The sequence below is a fragment of the Allofournierella sp. genome, assembly GCF_048388525.1.
Lineage (GTDB): Bacteria > Bacillota > Clostridia > Oscillospirales > Ruminococcaceae > BQOK01.
The window spans coordinates 1-19,789 of sequence record NZ_DBGCTQ010000035.1; the positions used below are offsets into that span (position 1 = coordinate 1).

Consider the following 19,789-nt stretch of genomic DNA (forward strand, 5'->3'; position numbering starts at 1 on the left):
CTGTAGGTGCGGGCAAAGCTGCCGTGCAGCCCGATCTCGGCCCGCACCGGCTCTGCGCCCAGCAGCGCCCGCGCCGCCAGCCCCATCCGCACCGCCCCAGCCGTGTGGCTCGACGACGGACCGATCATGACCGGACCGATGATATCAAATGCGTTCATGGGATTGATCCTTTCTTTGCGGCCGCCCTGCCGGGCAGCCTATTGCTATTATAACAAAAAGAGCGGGCGGATACAGCAGGATACAGCCGGCCGCTTTTCTTTTTTTTGCTTTTTTGCTATAATATGCGCACGGCGCACGAGAAAGCAAGAGAGAAACAAAGCGGCAGAAGAGGGGGGCGGGCCGTGTACCGGATCGCGATCTGCGACGATGAGGCGCAGGACCTGGAAAAAATTTCGGAATTGGCCGGCACGCTGCTGCGGGAGCAGGGTCTGGCCTGTGAAATACAGACCTTTGCGGCGGCGGCGGACCTGGCGGAGGCCCGCTTTCAGGGCGCGGCGTGGGATTTGATCCTGCTGGATATCATCATGGACGGACAGGACGGCATTGCGCTGGCGAACGCCCTGCGGGCCGACGGAGACGAGACGGACCTGGTTTTTATCACCTGCAGCCCGGAATATGCCCTTGCGGGGTACGAGAGCTACCCGGTGAGCTACCTGCTCAAGCCCATCACACGCAAAAATTTGGGGCCGGTGCTCACGCGCTGCTTAAAACGCCGCCAAAAACAGCCCTGCCTTGTGCTGGATGGCCAGGAGGGCGGAAAGGTGGCCCTGCCGCTGGCGGAGATCGTGTATATCGAGATCTTTCGCCGGGAGGTGGTGGTACACTGCAAAAACAAGGCGGTGACCTGCCAGGGCGCGCTGAACGCGGTGCTGGACCTGCTGCCGGCGGAGCTTTTTTACCGCTGCCACCGCAGCTTTGTGGTGAACCTTGCCTGTGTGACCGAGATACACAAATATTATTTTGAGCTTCAGGGCGCGGCCCAGGCGCCCATTGCCATGCGCGCTTACCCCGAGGCCCTGCGGCGCTGGCTGGAATTTTTGCAGTGAAGGGCCTGAAAAAGCCGCGGTGAGTTGCGTTTTGCAGTTCACCGCGGCTTTTTTGATGGTTCAAGCGCCTGTTGGGGGCGGGCCAGGCGGGGGGAGGTGCAGCACGGCGCGCAGGGTGAACGCCCCGCCCTGCTGGACAAGATCGAGCGCGCCGCCGTAGGCCCGCACCACGCGCTGCATGGCGGGAATGCCCAGCCCATGGCTGACGGCGTCGGGTTTGGAGGTGAGCAAGGGCGCGCCCGGCGCGCGGGGCGGCGCGGAGTTGGCGCAGGACAGGATCAAAAGCTCGCCCCGCACCGTGAGGCTGAGGCGGATAAAACGGTCAGCCCCCGAGGGCAGGCGGGCACAGGCCTCGACCGCGTTGTCCAGCGCGTTGGCCAGCAGGGTACAGAGGTCCGCATCGGCAATGGAAAGGGCGGCGGGCACCGAGGCCGTGCACTGGATGCGGACGCCCTTTTCCTGCGCAGGGCCAAGCCGGGCGGCCAGCAGAGCGTTCACCAGAAAGTTTTCAGAATAATAAAGGGGAGGCAGCGCGTCTTTTTGCCGGCCGAGGCCGGCAAGGTATTCCCCCAGGCGCAGGGAATCGCCTGCGGCGTAAAGCGCCTGCAGGGTTTCCACGTGGTGGCGCAGCTCATGCTTTAAGCTTCGCACCTGCTGGATGGAAGCGCGCATCTGGGCCGCGCTCTCGGCGGCAAAGCGGTCTTGCAGTTTCAGGGCACGAAGCTCGGCGCTCTGGCGCAGCAGCTGCGCATTGCGCCGCACCATCAGGCCGCCGAACAGCAGCACCAGGGCAAGGCCGGCGTATTCGCTTTGCCAGCCGGTGTAAATGGGCTCGAAGCGGTTTGAGTCCAGCAGGCCGGCCAGCAGGCTGACCCCCAGCACGCCGCAGGCGGTGAGGGTGAAAAAGTTTTGCCAGCCCCCGCCCCGGGCAAGACCCACCCCGGCGCAGAGGGCCAGGAAGGCCCAGATGACCATTTTATACCCGTCGATCAGGGCGCCGTATACGTTGACGAAGGCACCGCCCCCCGGTATAATGAACACGACAGACAGGACGCACAGGCCGCAGCCGGCCAGAAGCGCAGGGCGCAGGCAGCGCCGGTACCAGGGGCTGCCGCTCAGCCCCGCGGCAGCGGCGGCCAGCGCGGCGGCCTGGGCGCACACGAGCAGGCGGGCGCCGTCCTCGAGGGCATACCACAAAGGGCTGGAGCCGCCCAGCTGCCACACAAAGGGGTGGGCGCAGGAGACCGCGAAGGCGAGGCAGAGCACCCCGAATTGACAAAAGAGGGGCGCCTGCCCCCGCGCGGCCCACAGCACCAGCGAAAAGACCGCCAAGGTGAGGGAGCCGACGCACAAAAAACTGTAAAACAGGGTGCGCACAAAAAGCAGGCGGTCCATGACCGCCGCCGTGCCCAGGGCCGGCGGGTAGGTGAGGCCGCTGTAATAGTGGGTGTGGTTTTCGGTTTCGAGGAAAAGCGCGGTGTCGCCCCCCACGGGAACGGCGACCAGCCTGCCGCCGCCCCGCACGGCCGCCTTTTCGCCGTTGATCCAGAGGGTGTAGTTGGTGAAAATTTCGGGCAATTGCAGCAGCAGGGTGGTGGGCGCGCCGCTGTAGCGCAGGGTGAGGCGGTAGCCGGCCGCCCCAAAGGGCGAAGCGCCGCCCGGCAGGTAGGAAAAATTGGAATACTGGCCGATAAAAACCTCCTGCCCGTTTAAAAGCCAGCCGTCGATCAAAAAGAGCGGGCGGGCGAGATCGGCCTCGGAAAAGGAAAACACCCCGGCCCCGCCGTAGGGCGGGCCGGCGGTATATTTATTGTCGAACCGGTACAGACCGGCCAGCAGCAGCGAAAAAAGCGCCAGCGCGGCCAGGGATAAAATTACCGGGAGAAAGGATCGCTTATGCGCTTGTTCCACAGGGTCACCCTCCTTTTTTGCTGCCTTGTTTTTTTGAGCGGGGCATTTTTAAGCGCGGGCGCGGCCTGGGTCGGGCGGCCCCAGGCCATGGCCTGGGAAGATTTTTACGCCCTGTATCAGGCGGCGGGAAAAGCAGACGCGGCCAGCCACACCGTGACCCTGACCGGGAGCCTGACCCTGCGGGGAGGCAGCTATGAACTGGGCCCCACCGAAGTGCCCGTGACAGTGGAAACGCCGGGGCGTTTCAGCATTGAGGTGCTTGCGGACGCCCGCCTGACGGTGAACAACCCGGGCCTGACCGTTTTTGCGGCGCAAAACGAAAACGGAGGGGCTTTTATTGTGAGCGGCGGGTATCTGCGCCTGATCGAGTGCGCCGTGGAAGCGGAGGACTGCCCGGCGATCGGCCTGTTCAGCACAGGGGAACATCTGGTTACCGGGGGCGGCGCGCGGCGGGTGCGCATGGAGGTGAGCTACGGCGGCGCGGCCATGCAGGGCGGTGTGCGCGCCGGCATTTTGAGCGGGCCGGCACAGGGCGAGCCGGTGCGGCTGAACGATCTGGAGATGACCGTGACGGGTGGGGCGGCGGCAATCTATGCGGCCGACAGTGTGGAGTTGCGGAACTGCCGCATTGAGGCGCGGGGTGAAAACGCGGCGGCGGTGCAGTTTGGGCTGAACGACAGCGGCCTTTGCACCCTTACGGCGGACACAGGCACGGTGCTGGTGCCCTGGCAGGAGAGCGCGCCGCCCGAGGCGGAACAGGCCCCCTATGCGGTGACGGGCGCCGTGGCGGGGCGGGGGACGGAACGCGAGCGCAAGGGCTGGGCTGTTGCCGGCATGGCCCGCGGGGAGCTGGCCATGCCCGAGCGCGGCGTGGTTTTTTATGAAAGTGAAGACGGGCAGGAGGGCTACATCGAAAACGTGCCCCTGGTATGGGATACCGCAGCCCTGGCGGACCCGCTGGCACCGGGAAAATACGCGCTGGCGGGCGCGCCGGTGTGCGGGGGGCTTGCACAGGAGGGGCGCCCGGTGGAAAACCCGGCGGGCGTGACGGCGGAGTTTGCGCTGACCGTGTGGGCCGCCGGCGCGCCGCAGGGGCTGCGGGTGGAATCGAACCCCCGGGACGGCGGCCGCCTTGCCACCTATCAGGGGCTGCCGCCGGTGGCCGCGGCGGGCGCAACGGCAGTGTACGCCGAGTACAGCGCCGACGGCCAAACCTGGCGGCGGGCGCGGGTGAACACGACCTGGAACGCGGAGGAGCCCGTTTACAGCGAAAACCTGCTGGAAGATTTTTGTTTTGACTGGGGTGCGGATTGGGGCGCCCCGGAGGAGGGGGACCCGGGCAGCGAGTTTACCGTGTTCATTCCGGAAACGGCCTTTTACACCCGCTTGGTGGTGGAGGGAGGGCCATTTGCAGGACAGAGCAACACGGTGGAACACGGCGTGCTGGCCCCCGCGCCCACGGAACAGCCGGACGGAGGCGGCGACCGGGGCGGCGGCGGCCAGGGTGAGCACGACCGGCCCGGCAAAGCCGAGCCCACCCCCGCGCCCAGCGCGGCCCCGCCCCGCCCGGGCGCGGACGCCGGTAAAAACGGGCCGGTGGGCGAAAGGGCGGAGCCCACAGGGGCACCGCCGCAGCCGGAGCCCACGCCGCCCCAAGGCGGGGAAGAGAGCGCCGCGCGGCCCCAGGCGGCGGCAAGCGCCGAACCAGCAGCCGCAGGGCCTGCGGCAGGCCCCCCGCCTGCGGGGGGCCAAGGGCCGCTGATCGCCGCGGCCGCCACCGGCTTTTTGATGCTGTGCGGCGGGGGCGTGTGGTTTGGCGTTTCCCGCAGAAAAAAGTAGTGCGCCCTTGTGCGCCCCGGCCCCCTTGTGTGTGGGCGGGGCGCTTTTCGTTTTCTATACGGTAGCACGGAAAGGCCGCGCTCGTCAACCGGGCAGCGCTGCATTCGTACGATATATGAAGCGTTGGTGCAAAATTTCTATAATGTAAGAAAAAATTCGATAAAATGAGTGCAATATCACATGCCCGCACGGCTTGGGACAAGTTTGGCAGAAGGTGGAGGAAACACTATGCGAAGGACCGCCCGGAAAACAGAAGGGAAATTTAAAATACCCGAAAAATTGGGCCGCAGGCTGCTTGCTCTGGGGCTTTGTTTGTGCATGACGGCGGCCGCGCTGCCCGTGGGCGCGGCGGAGCTGCCCGCTCCGAGCGAGGCGGCAAGCAGCGCGGCGAGCAATAACGCGGCGAGCAGCGAAAACAATGGCGCGGCAAACAGCGCGGCCGGCAATTCGGCGGGCAGTGCGCTCTCGCCGTCTGGTGAGACCGGCGAAAGCCAGGCGAAGGCCGACAAACAGGAGGATAAAACCAAGCAGCCGGCCACCCTGCAAAGCGCGCGGGCCCAGGCACGGGCCGGCGCGGCCAAGGGGGGCGGCATTGGCGGGCCGATCGCTGGAATCCCCAAAATGACGGGGACAACAACAGGCAATGTGTCCACGTTGGACGGCGTGAGTTATAGGGAGTTCACGCTGACCGCTTATGATGAAAGCAATAAGGATTCCGCCACCACGAGCTGGGTCACCGGGACGGTGACGGTGTCGGGAACGGCAGGCTCGGGCGATATAAGCTATACGATCCCCGAAAAGGTGCAGCGGACCTATGTTTCGGGGGAGGTTACAAACAACTCAGAGGTGGACCCAGGAGCCGGGACCTACTGCGTTTTCACGGTGACAGCCGTTTCGCCCAGCGCTTTTAAAAGCTGGACGGGCAGCCGTTTTACCCTGCCCGGAACCATCGAGACCATTGGCGGGCTGGCCTTTTGCAACGCCACAAACGGCGTGGATGTGAGCAACCTTAATCCCGAGGCGCTGGCAAACACGGGCGCGGGCGCGTTTGCGGGCACCACGGTGTATGTGGCCAGCGACGCGCAGGCGGCGGCGATCCCGCCCAGCGCGTTGAAGCCTCAGGTCAGCGATGGAAACTACACCGGCAGGATCGTGAAAAAGCAGGAGGGCGGGACTCAGCCTATCAGCGGCGAAGCTTCCACCGCCAGGATCGCGCCGGTGACGAACGGCGACACCCCCGGGTTCACCCTGCAATACAAGGATGAGAACAACAGCTGGCAGGATACCCTGGCCGGCGGGGCGGCGTATGGCGTTTATTTGAGCGGCCAGCCCGTGGCGCTGCGGTGGAATGGGCAGGAAACCTATATCAATGGGGCAAGCGGAGGAAAAACCTGGAGCTGCGCGGTGAAAGCCGAGGTGGATGTGACGGACGGGGCGCAGGTGACCCTGACCGCCCGCAACTGCGGCAACACGGCCATTCCGGATTTTAACCTTGTGGTGGTGGGGAATGGCATCGTGGCCGGAAGCATGGCCGAGCTGACCCTGAACACACCGCTGCGGCAGGACGAAGCCACGGAACCCCAGCACAAGGCGATCATTGCAAAAAGCGGTATCAGCGCAAATTTTGAGGAGCAAAAATACTATCACCTCAGCTTTGAGGGGAACAACGCCCTTTGGCTGAACAACAAGAAAACCACGGTGGACAGCTATGGAAACGGCTGGGACAACAGCTACATAGGAGGAAATGAGCGTTCCATTGACAACATTTACAGCAAAACCCATGCGCTGGCGGTGTCGGTGGGCTCTTGTACGCTGGAAAATGAGAACTATCACCAGCAAAAATTGGAGGTGAACGAAGAGCGCACCCTTTCGATTGCGCTGAACAAGGTGGGCGGCGGCGACCAGCCCCCGGCGGAGGCGGAGCCGCAGAGCGTTTCGGTGAGCCCGGCCACCCTTTCGCTGGCGGTGAGCGGCACACAACAATTGACCGCCACGGTGAGCCCGGCGAACGCGCCCCAGGGCGTGACGTGGAGCAGCAGCAATACCAGCGTTGCAGCGGTGGATGCAAATGGCAAGGTGACCGCGATTGCAGAGGGCACGGCGGTGATCACCGCCGCCAGCACAAAAAACGCCGCCCTCAGCGCTGGCTGCACCGTGACGGTGGCAGACCTGCTGGCGGAGGCCGCAGAAAAAGCCCGGGCGGCATTGAAAGAAAACCTGATCCTGCCCAATGGTTCCGGCGCCGATGAGGTGCTGAAACTGGTGAATACGGCCATTGGCGACAGCCGGATCATTGTTGCGTGGCAAAAAGACCCCACGGTGACACCGCCCACCGCTTCAGATTATGGCGAGATACAAGGGACACTTATCCTTTCGATGGAAAACTACCAGGGGACAGGGACTGTAACGGTACAGAATTATATTGCCCGGCAGACCGCCATCACCCTTTTGCTGAACGGCAAAACGCCCGTGGGCGACGCGAGTTTGGAAAAGGCGATTACATACAGCAGCGGGTGGTGGAACATCCAGACCGTGGAGGTGATGGGCGGCAAATTTACCGCCGGCGACTGGAACTTCCTGGCGGAATGGGAAACAAAGGTGAATGAGCTTAGCCATTCCACAAATCTGGCCAGCTTTTCCATCCGCCCGGCGGTGACCGAGGTGGCCCCCATGCCGGACCGAACAAGCGCACAGGGCGCGCTGTTTCCAAGCACGATTGAGAGCGTGAGCGTGCCGCAGGTAAGCCGGGTGGCCGATTATGCCCTGAATAAATGCGCCAGCCTGACCAGCGCCAATTTTGCCAATGCCGCCGAAATTGGCGAAGGGGCTTTTTCGGGCTGCTCGAACCTTGCCGCGCTTGCGCTGCCCAAGGTGACGACAATCGGCGCAGAAGCCCTTAAAAGCAATATCGCCAGCCTTGCGCTGCCCGCTGCCCCGCCCACGGTGGCGGGAGGGCATAGCGCGTTTGGCAGCGGGCCGGAAACGCGCAAGCTTACCTTTGTGGATGAAAGCGGGAATGAGCTTGCGGGCGATGCGCTGGCAAGGGCCATTGCCAATTACCAAAACGACGCAGCCGCCTGCAACACGGACAAAACGCGCTGGTGGGGCTGGCTGAACGGGGGGGAAGCGGTCGATACCACATTGGAGGACGCAAAGGCCCGGGTGGAAAAGGCTGTGAGCGGCTATAAGCCCGCCCAGGGCAGCACCGCCGAAAAAATTTTGGAGGATATGCAGGCCGCGGCGGACGGGGACGGCGAACAGGGCAAGGTGACCGTGAGCTGGAAAGCGGGCAGCCCGGCCATCACCCCCGCCACGCTGGAAGCGGCGGGCAGCATTGCCGGCACGCTGGTGCTGCGCTATGGCGGCAAAACGCAGGAGATCGAGGTAAAGTGGGCGTTGCCGCAGCTGGAGCGGAGCATTACGATTAAGACTTCGACGGGTGCCCTAAAAGAATACAAAGGCAAAAACCTGGAAGCGGCGATAACAGCGCTGGGCTACCAACCTTCGACTTTGGTGGTGACCGAGGGCCAGTTTTTGAAAGAGGACTGGCTGTATTGCAAAAACCTTACAACCACTAAGACATTTGAAATAAAAGAGGGGGTGTTGGTGGAGGATATCCCCGGCAGCGAAGCGGACGGCACAGAGCCGGTGAGCATTTTCCCCCAGGGATACGACTCCAAATTGAAAAGCGTCACCGTGCCCCAGGCCATTGCCATTGGGGACGGCGCGTTTGCAAACAACAAAAACCTTGAAACGGTAAACATGCCCAACGCCACCCGGGTGGGGGCAAAGGCGTTTTATGGGTGCTGGAACGTCACGGCCATCGAGATGAACCGGGCGACCGCGGTGGGGGACGATGCGTTTGGGGAGTGCATAAACCTTGCAACGGTGAGCATGGAAAACGCCGTGACGATCGGCGCGCGGGCTTTCGCAAGCAGGAACGACCCCATGAAGCTGAGCGCAATCGGCTTCCCGGCGGCAGCGACCATTGGCGAGCGGGCGTTTTACGACTGCAAGCAGCTGGAACGCGCAAGTTTCCCCCAGGTGACAGAAATCGGCGCGCTGGCATTCAAGAGCTGCAATAAACTTAAAACCATCAGCTTTCCCAAGGCGATCAAGGTGGGCGATGAGGCGTTCGCGGCCTGCTATATGCTTGAAACGGTGAAGATGGAGCAGGTGGAAACCCTGGGGAAGGGGGCGCTGAAAGGAAATAGCGGCCTGAAAACGCTGAACCTTCCCAAGCTGAAGACCCTGGGCGAGGGCGCGCTGGAGAGCTGCCGCCTTTTAACCACGGTGCAGCTGCCCAAACTGGAGAGCATCGGCGGGGGAGCTTTCAAGAACTGCGGGGACTATTATGGCAGTTACGCCACCGACAAGGATAAGCTTGCGCGTTGGGTGGAGCTGGAGCTGCCCGCCACCCCGCCCACCGTGGGGGAGGGGGCTTTTGAGGGGTGCGCTGGTGTGGGAGATACGCTTCCCGGCACCTGTTGGCTGACCCCGGTGGGCGAAGACGGCACACCCCTAAAAGGGCAAGCACGCCTTGACGCCCAAGCCGCGTACCGGGCAGTGGAAGACGGCAACACCACCGACAGCCTGTGGTATTGCTGGATGCTGCCCAGCGAGGTGGAGGGCGAGGGCGGGCCCGCCGGTAACCGGTTGACCGCGGCGGTGAACGGCGGCCGGCCCGTAAGCGCCAACAGCCTGAAAAAAGCCCTTGAACTGGCTGGTATTACCGAAAAGGGGACAACCGGCCAAAACTACCAGGCAGTAAAAGAGCTGGTGGTGAGCGCCGGGCGCTTTACCGTGGACGACTGGGACCTGATCGATCAAAGCAATAACTCCGGGACCTATCTGCAAAACCTGGAGAGCCTTGTGGTGCAGCAAGGCGTGGCGCCGGCGGCCATGCTGGAGGGAAAGGGAGACGATGTGCATACCCGCTACCCATTCTTCCCCTACTCGATCCGCCGGGTGGAGGTGCACGGGCTGACCGCCGTGCCAAGATGCGCCATGCCTGGAACCAACATCGAATCGGTCTGTTTTCCGGATGCGACAAGCATTGGGGAATATGCGTTTGAGGAATGCTCTTCTTTGAGTGAGATACCGGCAGAGGCGTTCCCTCAGGTGACTGTGGTGGGCGGGCACGCGTTTGAAAAATGCGACGGCGGGGTTTATAGCCAGAAGGGGCTGGCCCGCGTCAGCCTGCCCAAGGCACAAACGCTGAAAAGCGCGGCTTTTAAAGGGTGCCAAAAACTAACCGAGGTCTCGCTGCCAAGCGTTGTGATGGTGGGAAGCGAGGTGTTCCAGGAGTGCAAAAAACTTACGAGAGTACGGCTGGAAACCGCAACGGAACTGGGTGAAAGCGCGTTTTATTTGTGCAAGGCATTGCAGACGGCGGAATTCCCGCAGGTGAAAACAGTGGGGAAATTGGCGTTTTATGGATGTGAAGAACTGGAAAGCGTTTCGCTGCCCAAGGCTGAGGCACTGAGAGAGGGAGCATTCGAGTATTGTGAAAAGCTGCAAGCCCTGTGGCTGCCCAGTGTGACGCAAATTGGCAAAAACGCATTTATGCGCTGCCAGCAATTGGGCCTGCTGACCCTGGGGGCCACCCCGCCAGCGGTGACCGAAAGCACCACCGCCCCCAAGCCGGGGCGCACCGTGACGCCGGTGGGCGCGGACGGCGCGGCGCTGACCGGGGATGCGCTGCAAACGGCTGTGGAGGCATACCTGGCGGCGGAGGACGGCGACACCAGTGACAACCTGTGGTACGGCTGGCAGGTGACCGGGGCCGCGGCTGTGAGCCTGAGCTTTAGCCAGCAGCCGGAAGCCGCCCAGGTGCTGAGCGGCGAAAGCCACACCTTTGCGGCGCTGGCCCTGGCCAGCAACGGCGCGCCGGTGACATATACGTGGTATGTGCAGGGCCCGGGCGAGAGTGGAGGGACGCAACAGCCCGGCGCTGGCAGCAGCCTTGCCCTTGCAAAAGCCAACAATGGCTCCGCACCGAAAGATGAGTACACCGTGTGGTGCGTGGCCAGCGCGGCGGGCGTGAGCGATGCAGAGTCGGATAAGGTTACCCTGACCGTTCTGCGCACCAGCACGGTGGGCGGCACGGTGACAGACCAGAGCGGCGCGGCTGTGCCGGGGGCCAGCGTGACCCTGACGGACGGGGCCGGCAAGGAATACGGCCCGGCCACCACCGGCGAGGACGGCAGGTGGAGCATTCCCGGCGTGCCGGACGGCGAGTACACCGTGACGGTGGTGTTCCCGAACGGCAGCAAGGTTGAGAAGCCCGGCGTGAAGATCCCCGGCGAGGGGGGCGGCGCGGACCTGGGCGGGATCGTAAAGCCCGTGTCCATTGAACTTTCCGGCAAAGTGACCGACTACACCGGCGCGGCTGTGCCGGGGGCCGAAGTGACCGTGATAAATGGCAACACGCATACAACCTACGGGCCGGCAATTACAAACGAACAGGGACAGTGGAGCATTAAAGACGTGCCGGCGGGCAGTTATACCATCCGGGTGAAGCTGCCGGGCGGCGAAACACTTGAACTGGAAATCCAGGTGACCGAAGAAGGCAAGGTGACGGACAGGGAGGGCAATGCGCTGAATGACCTGGATCTTCAGCAGCCCGCGCCCACCATTTCGTTCACAACCCAGCCCGTGGGCGCCCAGGTACTGAGCGGTGAAAGCCACACCTTCAGCGTGGCCGCCACAGCAAGCAACGGCGTGGAGGTGAGCTACGAGTGGCACATCAAAGCCACGGGCGGGGCCGATGAAAGATTGGAGGGCACAGGGAGCAGCGTCACGGTGACCAAAACCAGCCTGGGCACCGCCGCTGAGGACGCCTACGTCCTATGGTGTGTGGCCAAAGCGGATCACCTGGCGGACTGCAAATCGGACGAAGTTACCCTGACGGTGCTGCGCACCAGCACCATCACCGGCACTGTGAAGGACAAAGACAGTGCGCCGGTGAAGGACGCCGAGGTGACCGTGAAGGACCAAGGCGGCAAGGAATACGGCCCGGCCACGACGGACCAGGACGGCAAGTGGAGCATCGACGGTGTGCCGGACGGCGAGTATACCGTGACGGTGGTATTCCCGAACGGCAGCAAGGCGGAAAAACCCGATGTGACCGTGCCCGGCACAGGCGGCGGCGGAGCTGTGGATACAGGGGAGCTGCAAAAGCCGCCTGCGGCCACCATCACCGGCACGGTGACCGACCATGAGGGCAATCCTTTGGCGGGCGCCGCGGTGGAAATGGCGAAAGAAGGAAGCACATACAAAACGGCTGCCACCGACCAAAGCGGGGCGTGGAGCATTGGGGATGTGCCGCAGGGCAGCTATACCCTCACGGCCAGCGTGGCGGGCAGCGCCGACCGCGCCACAGGCGCGGTGGCGGTGGACGAACAGGGAACAGTGACGGGTAACACCGCGCTGAAGATGCCGGCACCCACCATCCGGTTTACGGCCCACCCCCAGAATGCAAACGCGCTGAGCGGCGAGAGCCACACCTTCAGCGCCGAGGCACAGGCCAGCAATGGTGCGGCGGTGAGCTGCCAGTGGTACCTGGCGGACATGGACGGAGCGAACCGGGAGGATCTGGGCACCGGCGGCAGCGTGACGGTGAGCAAAACCATTACCGAAGCCGAGAAACAATACAAGGTGTGGTGCGAGGCAAGCGCGAAGGGCGCGGCGCCGGTAAAGTCGGACGAAGCGACCCTGACCGTGCGCCAACCGGTGGACCTGAGCGGCACCGTGACCGACCGGGACGGCGCGCCGGTGCAGGGCGCCGAAGTGACCGTGACGGACAAGAGCGGCAACGAGGCCGGCAAGCCCACCACCGATGCGGACGGCAAGTGGACCATCCCCGGCGTACCGGCGGGCGAGTATGAGGTGACCGTGACCTTCCCGGACGGGAGCACCGCCACGGGCAGCGTGACCGTGAACCCGGACGGCAGCGTGAGCGGCAGCACCGACCTACAGCAGCCGCAAAAAGCGGACATCATTTTTGACAAACACCCGGCCGGCGGCAGTGTGCCCAGCGGCGGCAGCTACACCTTCAGCGCCCAGGCCCACGCGGAGAACGGCAAGCCGGTGAGCTACAACTGGTACCTGGCGGGCCACGCCCCCGGCGACAAGGAGTACACCGAGGCGGCCCCTCAGCACCTGGGCAGCGGAGCCAGCGTTACGCTGGATAACAAGAACACCGGAACCAACGCAAACTACACCTACACGGTGTGGTGTGTGGCTTCGGCCGCCGGCGCGCAGGATACCCCCAGCAACAAGGCCGCGCTGGCGGTGCTGCACACCAGCACGGCGGGCGGCACCGTGACGGACGAAGCCGGCGCGCCGGTGCAGGGCGCCGAGGTGACCGTGAAGGACCAAGACGGCAAGGAATATGGCCCGGCCACTACGGATCAGGACGGCGGGTGGACCATTCCCGGCGTGCCGGACGGCAGGTATGACGTGGTGGTGAAGTTCCCGAATGGCGGCGGAGAGGTGGTAAAACCGGATGTGACCGTGCCCATGGAGGGCGGCACGAGCGGCGACGTTGTAAAACCGGGGCAGGGGGGCTTTCGCATTGCAGGCCAGCCCCAGGCCGTGACGGTGGCGAAGAACGAGCCCGCCCGCTTTGCGGTGCAGGTAACGGCGGTAACGGGTACCCGGCTTACCTACCAGTGGTACAAGAATACCCAAAATTCAAACCAGGGCGGCACCCCGATCGACGGGGCGGCCGAGGCCGCCTACGCGCCCGGCACCGGCAGCGCGGGCGTGAGCTACTACTACTGCGTGGTGAGCGCAGGCGGCGTGAGCAAGAGCTCGGCCGCGGCGGCCCTTACCGTGCAGGACAACGCCCCGCAACCCACCGCCACCCCGGGCGGCGGCCAGGGCGAGGTCCCCGCGCCCACCGCCGCACCGACCCCCGCGCCCACCCCGGCTGCCACCAAGGGGCCCGGGGCAAAACCCACCCCCCGGCCGACCGCTGCGCAGGGCGAGGGTGAAAGCGAGGGCGAAGGCGGCGCCGGCGGCAAAAGCGAAGGCACCGAAAACCAGGGCGGCGGCGCAGCCCCCGGCACAGCCGGCGGCCAGAGCGGCGGCAGCGACGGCACGGTGCCCGGCAAGCTGGAGGGCGGGGTGATCGTGCTGGCACCGGCTGGCGGCCAGAGCGGCGGCACGGGCAGCGCGGGCGAAAACGGCGACAGCCAGAGCGGCGCGAGCCAAAACGGCACCGGAACAGGCGGCCAGACCCTGGTGAAGACCCACAGCCAGCTTGTGGCCGAGGTGGGCCAGGGCCGGGTGATCGTGACCGTGAGCGAATTTGAGGGCAAGCGCATGGCGGCCATCGGCGATACACAGGGCCTGATCAACGCGGCGCTGAGCCCCGAGCAGAAGCGGCAGGTGGACGCGGGCGAGACCATTGAGCTGCGGCTGGATGTGAAGCAGCTGGAAGGGCAGGCGCCCGGGGCCGACCGGGCGCTGATCGAGCAGGAGCTGCGGCAGCCGGGCGAGAGCCTGCCGGCGCTGACCCTGGGCGCTTACCTGGATATCTCGCTGTACATGCGGGTGGGCCAGGGCGACTGGTCGCCGGTGCCCACGCTGGACGGCGAGGTGCAGATCGTGATGGATCTGCCGGAGGAGCTGCGGGGCCTGGAAGCCGATTTCTACGTTTTGCGGGCACACGGGGGCGCGAGCGACCTTTTGCCCGATGAGGACCAGGACCCGGCCACGGTGACCATCCACACCGGGCGGTTCAGCACCTATGCCATCGCATATCTGCTGCGCAAAACGGGGTGCGGCCTGTGCGGCATGTGCCCCGCCCCGCTGGGCGTGTGCGTGTTCCTGTGGCTGCTGCTGGTGGCGGTACTGGCGGCGGGCGGCGCCTGCCTGTGGTACTTTGTGCGGAAAAAACGCGGATAAAAAAGAGCAGGGCCGGGAGGGGCAGCCGAATGGCAGCCCCTCCCGGCCCTGCCGCCTGTAAAAAGGAAACATGAAAAAACTCCCCCGGCGAAAGGCCGGGAGAGAGGCGGGCACCGTGTGCGGGCTGCGGAGGGATCACTCACCGATCCACCCGGGGAAAAAGGAGGCCAGGTCCTGGGTGACGCCGCCCTCGTAAATGCTTACCTGCATCGGCTGGCCCTCGCCGCCCAGGTAGCCGACAAGCTGCCCCTGGCCCAGCCAGCCGCCGGTGGAGACCGAGAGCTGCCACAGACCGGCGTACAGGCAGCAGAAGGCGCCGTGGTTCACCACGATAAAATTGCCCAGTGAGGGGGAGGAGGACGCCAGCACCACCAGACCGTCGGTCATGGAAAAGACGGGCGTGCCCTTGGCCGCCTCGATGAGAACAGGGGGGTAGGCGCCGGTTTCATCCGGGCCGGTTTGCCGGTAGCTGTGATTGTGGCTGGGAACCGGGTACAGCAGCGGGCCGACGGCGGAGAGCCCGCTTTGAAAGGCGAGCGCCGCCTGGGCCTGCTCGTCGGTGACAGGGGCAAAGGCCTGCAGGTCGACGCCGTTTTGTTCGGCCCAGCGCTCGTGCCCGGCCCTGGCCTGCTGTACCAGCGCCGGGTCGTCGGCGTGCTGTTCCTCCCCGGCCGGCGGTGAGGCTGCGGGGGAAGAAAGGCCCTGCTCTTCAAAGAAGTGGAAAAACTGCTGCAGGGAGCGGGAGCCGTAGACCGCGTGCCGCTGGTCGAAGGCCGTCAGCTCTGCCACCCGCTGCTCGTAGGCGGCGTCCAGCTGTTTTTTAAACTTGTCGGGCACCAGGGCGGAATCGCCGGCCTCCCTGCGGGCCGCGTCCAGCTGGGCGATGGTGTGGGTAAGTTGGTCACGGTAGGTGGCCCCGGCGGCCTGGGGCGCCCCGGCGGCAGCAGGCGCGGGGGCGGGATCCGCCAGCACCGCGCAGGCGGCAAGCAGGGCGAACGCCACGGCCAGCGCCGCCGGCGCAGTGCCGGGCTTTTTGTAGCGCAGCACCTGCTTTACCCGGGCCTTGACAGCGGTCTCGCCAAAGGCGAGCGGGGTGGAAAGACCCGGCTGCGGGCCGGCCGCGAACTGCAGCAGGCTCTGGCTGTAATCCGCCTTTACCCCGCTGCCCAAGGCGCCCAGCACCGCCTGGTCGCAGGCGGCCTCGATGTCTGCCAAAAGGCATTTGTAACCCATCCAGACCCAGGGGTTCCACCAGTGCAGGCACACGGCCAGGCTGAACGCCAGCTTGAACCAGGGGTCGCCGCGGCGCAGGTGCGTGCGCTCGTGCAGCAGGATGTATTCACGCTGGGGGCCGGAGAGCCCGGCGGGCAGGTAGATGCGGGGCCGCAGGAAGCCCAGCACAAAGGGCGCGGCCACACAGGCGCCGGTGTAAACGCCATCTTGGGTTTTGTAGGCAAAGCGCACCCGGCGGCGCAGCAGCCCATAGCGGGCCAGGCCGACCGCAAGGCAAAAAGCCGTGCCGCCCAGCCACAGCCTGACCAAAAGGGGCGCGTAGGTGCCGCCCAGGGTGCGGGCGGGGTAGAGCTTGCCGTCCCACCGGGTAAAAGCCGCATATTCAAATTCCAGCCCGGGGATCTTGCGGGGCTGCGCCCCGGCCGCCACCGCGTATTCAAATTCCGGCGTGCCGCTCACAGCGGCCTCGTATTCGCCCACCAGGCTGTCGGTGACACGCGACCCGGTGAAATACTGCTGCACCGGCTTTAAAGCGTACACGCTGAGGGGGGAGGGAAAGCTGAGGGGAATGAGAAAGCGAAGCAGCACCACCCCCCAAAGCAGCGCGCACACCCGCCGGGGCGCCTTGAACAGGCCCAGCACAAAGTTCAGCAGCGCCACCAGCGCCAAGGCCACGGTGCCCTGAAGGGTGAGGGTGACCAAAACGCGAAAAATCGAGGACCAGTTCATTTTTGCCCCTCCCGATACCGGTCGATCATTGCCTGGATCTCGTCCGCCTCCTGCGGGCTGATGCCCTTCTGGTTCAGAAAGGCCGCCACAAAGCCGGGCAGGCTGCCCCCGAAGGCCCGGTCCACCACCTGGGCGCTCTCCTGCTTTTGCACCTCGTTTTCCTTGACCAGGGCGGTGACAAGGGCGCTTTCGTTTTGCAGCACACCCTTGTTGCACAGGTTTTTCAGCACGGTGTAGGTGGTGCTTTTTTTCCAGCCCAGCTCGGCGGCCGCCAGTTTGACCAGCCGGCCGCTGGCCACCGGCTCGTGCCGCCACACCAGCTGGGCAAAACGATACTCGCTGTCGCCCAGATGCAGTTCCATGCAAAGCGCCTCCCTCTTGTTGGTCTAATACGATAGACCTTTCCCGCTTTTAGTCTAACAGGTTAGACCAAAACTGTCAAGCCCGCGGCGCAAAAATGCTTTTTGGGGGAGGGCGGGGGCGCCGCTGCGGCCTTTGCGGCGGGAGAGAGCTTTGCCTGCAGCCGGGTTGAACGCCAGCGTCCGGGATGCTATACTGTGCACAGGAAACTGTTTTGAAGGCGTTGGCGCAGGGGGAAAGGAAGGATAAAATGATCCCAGTGAGAAGCTATTTCAGGATGCTGGCCGTGCTGGAGGAAAAGGAAAAGCACACGGATATCCCGGTCACTGTGGGGATCCTGCTGGCGGACGCGCGGCAGGAATTTTGTGAAAAGCACATCCTGAATTACATCGAGGAATACAATTTCCGCCTGGGCAAGCTGCTGGATCTGTATCTGCCGGGCTACTACCCGGGCTGTTACCCGGAAAAGCCCCTGTTCAAGCTGAACGCCAGCGGCCATAACTTTTCCCCCATGGATTACGGCGAGGCGCGCATCGAGCTTCAAAAAGAGGGGCTGGTGCTGCCGGAGCGCACGCTTTTGATCCTTGCGGAATACCGGAACGGCAGGCTGCGGATGAAGGAAAAGAAAACGATTGTGATCGACCTGGAAAGAGAGTACAGCGAAAAAAAGATCGACTCGGTGAACGGGCTGATCAGCCAGCTTGCCGAAATTTCCAGAAAGACGACGGAATACGAGGCGTTCCGAAAAAAGTATTACGCCCAGAAAAAGGGCGCCTCGGTGCTGCATTTCATCAAGGCGAAGCTGCCGGGGGCCCTTTGGGATATGGCGGCGAAAAGGTTATGAGGGCAGGAAACCACAGCGGCCGGGCACACGCATTGCGCGTGCCCGGCCGCTGTGGTTCCTGTTATAAAGCGAAAGAGGGTCAGCTGTTTTTTGTGAACACGGCGAAGCCGAAGGGGTCTACCTCGGCCGGCCGGCCGAACACCTGCACGGTGAGCAGGCGGGGGGTGCGGTTGAGCACGACCTCGGCGGTGTGGGCGCGGCCGCAGCGGCGGTAGTGCAAAAGGCCCCCCTGCGCCGCCACCAGCTCGAACGAGCCATTTTTAAAGGCATCGCACTCGCGGCGGTATTGGGCCAGGCGGCGCAGCACCGGGCGCACCCGGTATTCGGGGGAGTCCCACTCGAAATAAGCGCGGTTGAAGGGGTCGCGGTAACCCTGCATGGCCACCTCGTCGCCGTAATAGATGCTGGGCACGCCCGGCAGGGTGAAGATCATGGCGTAGGCCAGGCGCAGCAGGCGCACGCCCTGGTCGTATTGGCCGCGGGGAAGCCGCCGGCCGCTCTGCCAATAACGGTCGCGGCCTTCGGACGGCTCGTCGGCGAGGGCGGTGAGCGCGCGCTCGGTGTCGTGGGTGCTGAGGAAGTTCATGGCCGCGTGCAGCGCCGGCGGGGGATAGTGCTCGCAGATGGCCAGCAGGTCCTCGGCCACCTGCTCGGCGGGGCGGCCCTTGATAAAGGCCAGGGCGGCGCTGCGGAAGGGGTAGTTCATCACCCCGTCGAGCCCCTTGCCCAAAAGGTAGGTGCGGCGCACGCCGTAGGCCTCTTTGGTGGTGGCGTCCTCCCACACTTCGCCCAAAAGATATTTGTCGGGGCCGTGGGCCTTGACCGCCCGGCGGATGGCGCGGATAAAGTCGTCGGGCAATTCGTCGGCAACGTCCAGCCGGAAGCCGCTGGCCCCCAGCGAGAGCCAGGTGTCGATCACGCCGCCCTTGCCGCAAATGAACTCCCGGTAGGCCGGGTCGTTCTCGTTGACCTCGGGCAGGGTGTCGAAGCCCCACCAGCTGCGGTAGCCGCAGGGGTAATGGGGGCTGAAATCGTACCAGGAGCGGTAGGGGCTTTGGGGGTCGTGGTAGGCGCCGCCCCAGCCGTAGCGGCCCTCCTTGTTGAAATACACGCTGTCGGACCCGGTGTGGCTGAACACGCCGTCCAGGATGATGCGGATGCCCTGGCGCTTCGCCTCGGCGCACAGGCGCGCGAAATCCTGGTTTGTGCCCAGCAGCGGGTCGGCCTTGAGGTAATCGGCGGTGTTGTAGCGGTGGTTTGCGTGGGCCTCGAAGATGGGGTTCAGGTAAAGCCAGGTGACGCCCAGGCCGGCAAGGTAGGGCAGCTTTTGCCGGATGCCCTCAAAATCGCCGCCGAAATAGTCCATATTCAGCTGGCCGCCGTTTTCGTTGGGCCAAAAATAAGGCTCGCCGTGCTTGTTTTCCCGGTAGACCCGGTCGGCAAAGGGCAGGGGCTTGTTCGGCACGCCCTCGCAGAAGCGGTCCGGAAAGATCTGATACAGCACCCCGCCCTGAAATTCGGCCGGGGTCTCGAAATCCGGCTCGTAGACCGTGAGCTGCCAGGGGTCGGCGGCCACCCAACTGACCACCGCCTCGCCCCTGGGGCCGCGGTAGAGCTTGCGGAAGTCGGAATAGAGGTCGAAGTAGTAAAAGTACAGGCCGGGCGCGGGGGCGCGCAGCGAGAGGGAAAAATGGTTCACGTCCTCCACGCAGCCCTCGAACTGCATGCGGTATTCGGCGGGCGCGCCGCCGTCCGGCGTGAGGACCAGCCGTGGCTCCACAAAGCCGTAACGGCTGGGGATGGTGAGCGAAAAGCGCACCCGCCGCCCGGAACGCACGGCGCCAAAAGGGCTTTTATAAGCGGGATCCAGGCTGTTGTACAGATGGTCCAAGCAAAATCGCTCCTTGCTGAA

8 protein-coding genes and 1 pseudogene are annotated in these 19,789 nt (G+C 64.4%); 4 read left to right on the forward strand and 5 right to left on the reverse strand.

From position 1 onward, the window contains the following. Positions 1 to 158: pseudogene (locus tag ACMLHZ_RS03055) on the reverse strand (L-serine ammonia-lyase, iron-sulfur-dependent, subunit beta); the annotation flags it as partial. A 183-nt stretch (positions 159 to 341) separates the two neighbouring features. Here ACMLHZ_RS03055 and ACMLHZ_RS03060 point away from each other — a divergent pair. Next, on the forward strand, positions 342 to 1,046 hold the full coding sequence (locus tag ACMLHZ_RS03060; RefSeq protein ID WP_418666335.1) for a LytR/AlgR family response regulator transcription factor: 705 nt from the start codon (positions 342 to 344) through the stop codon (positions 1,044 to 1,046). A 60-nt stretch (positions 1,047 to 1,106) separates the two neighbouring features. On the opposite strand, the gene ACMLHZ_RS03065 is transcribed toward ACMLHZ_RS03060, so the two are convergent. Then, positions 1,107 to 2,957 (reverse strand): sensor histidine kinase, encoded by a 1,851-nt coding sequence (locus tag ACMLHZ_RS03065; protein ID WP_418666336.1) that lies wholly within the window; start codon positions 2,955 to 2,957, stop codon positions 1,107 to 1,109. An 87-nt stretch (positions 2,958 to 3,044) separates the two neighbouring features. Here ACMLHZ_RS03065 and ACMLHZ_RS03070 point away from each other — a divergent pair, with 87 nt between their 5' ends. Beyond that, positions 3,045 to 4,796: a hypothetical protein gene (locus ACMLHZ_RS03070; protein ID WP_418666337.1), complete on the forward strand. Its 1,752-nt coding sequence runs from the start codon at positions 3,045 to 3,047 to the stop codon at positions 4,794 to 4,796. 228 nt (positions 4,797 to 5,024) lie between these two features. Beyond that, entirely contained in the window at positions 5,025 to 14,711 is a 9,687-nt protein-coding gene (locus ACMLHZ_RS03075; RefSeq protein ID WP_418666338.1) for a leucine-rich repeat protein, read from the forward strand. Positions 14,712 to 14,846: 135 nt separating this feature from the next. On the opposite strand, the gene ACMLHZ_RS03080 is transcribed toward ACMLHZ_RS03075, so the two are convergent. Together ACMLHZ_RS03080 and ACMLHZ_RS03085 are read right to left on the reverse strand one after the other, a co-directional pair. Then, positions 14,847 to 16,673 (reverse strand): M56 family metallopeptidase, encoded by a 1,827-nt coding sequence (locus ACMLHZ_RS03080; protein WP_418666339.1) that lies wholly within the window; start codon positions 16,671 to 16,673, stop codon positions 14,847 to 14,849. Further along, positions 16,670 to 17,035, reverse strand: a complete 366-nt coding sequence (locus ACMLHZ_RS03085) for a BlaI/MecI/CopY family transcriptional regulator (RefSeq protein ID WP_418666340.1) — start codon at positions 17,033 to 17,035, stop codon at positions 16,670 to 16,672. The genes ACMLHZ_RS03080 and ACMLHZ_RS03085 overlap by 4 nt, the downstream gene beginning before the upstream one ends. Before the next feature lie 248 nt (positions 17,036 to 17,283). Here ACMLHZ_RS03085 and ACMLHZ_RS03090 point away from each other — a divergent pair, with 248 nt between their 5' ends. Then, on the forward strand, positions 17,284 to 17,877 hold the full coding sequence (locus ACMLHZ_RS03090; RefSeq protein ID WP_418666341.1) for a hypothetical protein: 594 nt from the start codon (positions 17,284 to 17,286) through the stop codon (positions 17,875 to 17,877). 79 nt (positions 17,878 to 17,956) lie between these two features. Here ACMLHZ_RS03090 and ACMLHZ_RS03095 read toward each other — a convergent pair whose 3' ends face one another. Next, the gene (locus ACMLHZ_RS03095) at positions 17,957 to 19,768 is read right to left on the reverse strand and encodes a glycoside hydrolase family 13 protein (protein WP_418666342.1); all 1,812 of its coding nucleotides are present in this window, start codon (positions 19,766 to 19,768) and stop codon (positions 17,957 to 17,959) included. Between the last annotated feature and the right edge of the window lie 21 nt (positions 19,769 to 19,789).

Excerpts from the sequence above, each read along its gene's own strand:
- ACMLHZ_RS03070 (WP_418666337.1), top strand. The coding sequence starts at position 3,045 with ATGGCCTGGGAAGATTTTTACGCCCTGTATCAGGCGGCGGGAAAAGCA.
- ACMLHZ_RS03075 (WP_418666338.1), top strand. The coding sequence starts at position 5,025 with ATGCGAAGGACCGCCCGGAAAACAGAAGGGAAATTTAAAATACCCGAA.
- ACMLHZ_RS03080 (WP_418666339.1), bottom strand. The coding sequence starts at position 16,673 with ATGAACTGGTCCTCGATTTTTCGCGTTTTGGTCACCCTCACCCTTCAG.
- ACMLHZ_RS03085 (WP_418666340.1), bottom strand. The coding sequence starts at position 17,035 with ATGGAACTGCATCTGGGCGACAGCGAGTATCGTTTTGCCCAGCTGGTG.
- ACMLHZ_RS03090 (WP_418666341.1), top strand. The coding sequence starts at position 17,284 with ATGATCCCAGTGAGAAGCTATTTCAGGATGCTGGCCGTGCTGGAGGAA.